The following is a 4,401-nucleotide window of genomic DNA, read 5'->3' as shown; positions in this document are numbered from 1 at the left end:
GATAGGGCGTGCCAAGGCCGATCTTCTGGCCGCCTGCGAGGCCGAAGGCGTGCCGGCCGGGCCGATCAATGATCTGGCGGAGGTCTTTGCCGACCCCCAGGTGCAGGCGCGCGGCATGCAGATTGCGCCGGGCGGGGTGCCCGGCGTGCGATCCCCGTTTACGTTTTCGGATGCGGAATTGCGGCTTGAGAAACCCGCGCCGAAACTGGGCGGCGATGGCTGAGGCGGGCGGGTTTCAGCGCTGCGAGCTGTGACTATCGCCTTGCCAATTCACCGCAACAGCCGATCCAGCGCCGCATCCAGCGGTGCCCAATCGGTGATCTGCAGGCGCACCGGCAGGGTCAACACGCTGGCGCGGTAACGCCTGGGCAGACGGACGGCGTCTTTTTCCGTTGTCACCAGCTGCGCGCCGTGTGCCTTGGCATCCCGGTCGAGACGCGCCAGCAGGGTGTCGGTCAGCGGCTGGTGATCCGACAGCGCCTCAGCCGAGATCACATTGGCCCCCATCGCGCGCAGGGTGGCAAAGAACTTTTCCGGGTGCCCGATACCGGCAAAGGCCACCACAGGCAGCCCGTCAAAGGGCATTCCGGTGGGCAGGGGCACAAGATGGCCGGTCAGGCGCGGCAGCGTGATCTGACCGGACCAGGCGTCGCGAAAGCGGTCCTGCGCCCGGTCGGGCCCGATGCTGAGCACCATATCGGCGCGCTTGAGGCCGGTGGAAATGGGTTCCCGCAAAGGGCCTGCCGGGATCACCTTGCCATTACCGAAGCCGCGCCCGGCATCGACCACCACGATCGACAGATCCTTGTGCAGGCCCGGGTTCTGAAACCCGTCATCCAGCAAGATCACCTGCGCCCCGTCGGCAATTGCGGCCAGCGCCCCGGCGTGGCGGTCCCGCGCCACCCAGACCGGCAGGAACGCGGCCAGCAACAGCGGTTCATCGCCGACATCGCCAGCGCTGTCGCGGCCTTCCACCACCCGGTGCGGGCCTGTGATCGTGCCGCCATAGCCGCGGCTGACAACATGCGGCCGAACACCGCGCGCGGCCAGCCGTTCGGCCAACGCAATCACGGTCGGGGTTTTGCCGGTGCCGCCTGCATTCAGGTTCCCGATGCAGATCACTGGCACATCCACATGCGCCCCCGGCCCCCGGCGCAACCGCCATGCGGTGGCGGCCCCGTAAAGCGCGCCCAAGGGGGCCAGGATGGTGCTGAGCAACCCGGCCGGGCGGTGCCAGAACGCCGGGGCCCGCATCAGGCTGCGATCCGTGGCGTGGCGTCAAGCTGTTCAAACAGCATCTCAAGCGCCCGGTCGGTGACATCGGCCCCGGCTGATGAGACCTCCCAGGCGGCATGTGCCAGTTCGGCGGCCTTGTCGGGGTTCAGAAGCTCATTCACAGCCTCGGCCAGCGATCCGGGCGAGGTGACAAGGCGGCAGGCCCCGGCTTGCGCCAGGCGCTGAAAGATATCGACGAAATTGGTCACATAGGGACCGTGCAGGATGGCCGAACCCAGGGCGGCCGGTTCAAACGGGTTGTGGCCGCCAATGGGTTCCAGAGAACCGCCGACAAAGCTGATCGGTGACAGGCGATACCACAGGCCAAGCTCACCCAGGGTATCGGCCAGATAGACCTGCGTATCAGCATCGGGGCGGTCGCCGTTCGAGCGCCGGACATAGCTGAATTTGTGGCGCTCGATCAAAGCCGCAACTTCATCGGCGCGGTTCGGGTGGCGCGGCACCAGGATCAGCAGCAAACGGTGATTGACCCGCAGCGCCTGGGCATGGGCCTCTAGCACTTTTTCTTCTTCGCCGGCATGGGTCGAGGCGGCAAGCCACACCGGCCTGCCATTCAAGCGCTGCGCCATGCGGGTGCGTTCATCCTCGTCACAGGGCAGCGCCGCCGCCCCTTCCTTCAGCGTGCCGGTCACCTGCAACCGGTCGGCGGGCAGGCCAAGGCGGCGCAGGTAGCCCGCGGTGATGTCATCCTGGACATGGGCCAGATCGAACTTGCGCAGAAGGCTGCGGGCCATGCCCCGCAGGAACCGCCAGCGATCATGGCTGGATTTGGACATCCGCGCATTGATCAGCACCATCGGCGTGCCGCGCGCCTTGGTTTCGCATAGCAGGGCGGGCCAGAATTCGCTTTCCGTCCAGACCGCCATATCGGGCTGCCAATGGTCCAGAAAGCGGCGCACATAGGTCAGCACATCGACCGGAATGAACTGATGCGTGGCGGCCGGGGGCAGGCGCGCGGCCATGACCTGCGCCGAGGTGACGGTGCCGGTGGTGACCAGAAAATGCAGCTCGGGCCGTTCCTCTGACATCCGGCGGATCAGTTCCAGCAAGGACAGCGATTCGCCGACGCTGGCGGCGTGGAACCAGATCAACGGCCCATCCGGGCGCGGTGCCGAGGCGATGCCCCGGCGTTCATCAATGCGGGCGGGGTCTTCCTTGCCCGCCGCCAACCGGTCGGCAAGCTTGCGTTCGGCAAACCGCGTGGCACGGGCCGAAAATGCCAGATAAGCGGATAGCGCCAGCGAGAAGCTCATGAAATTCGGCTCAGTTGCCCAGTTCTTCCGTGGGCGAGGCTTCGGTTGCTTCATCCCGCAGGCGGTGAATATGGGCGATGAAATACCGCATATGGGCGTTATCGACAGTGCGCTGCGCCTCGGTTTTCCAGGCGTCATAGGCGCTGGCGTAATCGGGGAACATGCCGACAAGGTGGATGGCGTCGACATCCTTGAAGGCATTGCGGCTCGGGTCGATCAGTTCGCCGCCAAAGACGAGGTGCAGGCGTTGGGTCATCGGGGCCTCGATATGGGTTCAGGGGTCGGGTTGCGCGCACCCTAGCCATCTGCGGCCAAGCGTCAAGCGGGGCGGCGGCGGGCCATCAGGGCGGCGTGCAAAGGCGCGCCTGCGGTGATCACGCCGGGCAAAAGCGGGGTGGGGTTGTTGAACACAAGCGGCGCGCCATCGCGGTCGGTCACTTCGGCCCCGGCCTCGGTTGCGATCAGCGCGCCGGCGGCAATATCCCATTCCCACGAATCGCGGAACGTGACCATGCCGTCAAAGCGCCCCTCGCCGACCAGAGCCATCCGGTAGGCCAGCGACGGGCGATAGCTGCGTTCGGCCAACGGCACGCCACCGGGCCAGTGACCCGCGTCGAAATTGGGCCGCGCGGCCAGGATCTGGGCCGCCGGTTCATCGCCAAGCCTGGAGGCGGTCAGCGGGGCACCATTGAGATGCGCGCCCTGCCCAAATGCTGCCGTGAACATCCGATCCATCATCGGCAGAAACACCACGCCCGCGATGATGCGGCCCGATTGCGCCACGGCCAGCGAATGGGCAAAGGCGCGGTTGCCCTCGATAAAGGACCGGGTGCCGTCGATCGGATCGACAATGAATACGCGGGCCTTGCCAAGCCGCGCGGCGCTGTCTTCGGTCTCCTCGGACAGCCAGCCATAATCGGGGCGCGCGGCCAGAAGTTCGGCCTTGAGCATCCGGTCAATCTCCAGATCGGCTTCGGTCACCGGGCCATGGCCGCCGGGCTTGTCCCAGATCCGGGGGTTTTTGGTCCAGTAAGTCGCGGCGATGCGACCGGCGGCCTTGGCGGCGTCGATCAACAGGGTCAGGTCACGCGCCGGCAAGCGTCATCCCCTCGACCAGCAGCGACGGGCAGATATGGCTGAGATGGGCCCTTGCGTCATTGCCGGGCAAGATGGTGCGCAGCATGTCGCGCAGATTTCCGGCCACGGTGCATTCATTGACCGGATAGGCGATCTGGCCGCCCTCCACCCAAAACCCCGACGCGCCGCGTGAATAATCGCCGGTATTGGGGTTGATCGACGATCCGATCAGGCTGGTGATCAACAGGCCGGTGCCCATCTGCGCCATCAGATCATCGCGGCTGTCCGGGCCTTGCGTCAGTGCAGTATTCGAGACCGAGGGCGACGGTGGCGATGACAGCCCGCGCGCGGCATTGGCGGTCGATTGCAGCCCAAGCTTGCGCGCCGTGGCAAGATCGAGCGTCCAGCCGGTCAGCAGACCATCCTCGATAATGGCGCGCGCCCTTGTGGGCAGGCCTTCGGCATCAAAGGGCCGCGACCCCGAGGCGCGCGGGCGCAGCGGCTCCTCGATCAGGCTGAGGCCCTTGGGCAGCACCTGCTCGCCAAGCGCGTCGCGCAGCCACGAGGCCCCGCGCGCGATGGCGGCACCATTCACCGCCTGCAGGATATGCTGGATCAGGGATCCCGCGATACGTTCATCAAACAGCACCGGGCAGGCCCCGGTTTTCGGCTGGCGGGCCCCGGCGCGCGCAACGGCGCGTTCGGCGGCAATGCGGCCAACCGTTTCGGCCGGCTCCAAATCGGCGCGGTGGATGCGCATATCGCCGTAGTAATC

The 4,401-nt window shown here is 66.5% G+C and carries 6 protein-coding genes; 1 reads left to right on the top strand and 5 read right to left on the bottom strand.

Going from position 1 to position 4,401, the window contains the following annotated elements; all coding sequences use genetic code 11:
* Positions 1-223 (top strand): CoA transferase (locus ACW8PS_RS08625; protein WP_491526958.1); only part of this gene is annotated, 223 nt, incomplete at its 5' end.
* A 47-nt stretch (positions 224-270) separates the two neighbouring features.
* On the opposite strand, the gene lpxK is transcribed toward ACW8PS_RS08625, so the two are convergent.
* The 5 genes from lpxK to ACW8PS_RS08600 form a co-directional block, all read right to left on the bottom strand.
* On the bottom strand, positions 271-1,254 hold the full coding sequence (gene lpxK, locus ACW8PS_RS08620) for a tetraacyldisaccharide 4'-kinase (protein ID WP_491526957.1): 984 nt from the start codon (positions 1,252-1,254) through the stop codon (positions 271-273).
* Entirely contained in the window at positions 1,254-2,549 is a 1,296-nt protein-coding gene (locus tag ACW8PS_RS08615; protein WP_491526956.1) for a 3-deoxy-D-manno-octulosonic acid transferase, read from the bottom strand. The genes lpxK and ACW8PS_RS08615 overlap by 1 nt, the downstream gene beginning before the upstream one ends.
* 10 nt (positions 2,550-2,559) lie before the next feature.
* The gene (locus ACW8PS_RS08610) at positions 2,560-2,805 is read right to left on the bottom strand and encodes a DUF4170 domain-containing protein (RefSeq protein WP_491526955.1); all 246 of its coding nucleotides are present in this window, start codon (positions 2,803-2,805) and stop codon (positions 2,560-2,562) included.
* A 62-nt stretch (positions 2,806-2,867) separates the two neighbouring features.
* Positions 2,868-3,647 (bottom strand): 3'(2'),5'-bisphosphate nucleotidase CysQ, encoded by a 780-nt coding sequence (locus ACW8PS_RS08605; RefSeq protein WP_491526954.1) that lies wholly within the window; start codon positions 3,645-3,647, stop codon positions 2,868-2,870.
* Positions 3,634-4,401, bottom strand: a 768-nt coding sequence (locus tag ACW8PS_RS08600) for a TldD/PmbA family protein (RefSeq protein WP_491526953.1), incomplete at its 5' end; no start/stop codon positions are given. The genes ACW8PS_RS08605 and ACW8PS_RS08600, both read right to left, overlap by 14 nt.

The sequence above is a fragment of the Alterinioella sp. genome (assembly GCF_058343375.1).
This window is presented reverse-complemented; position numbering and strand designations above follow the sequence as displayed.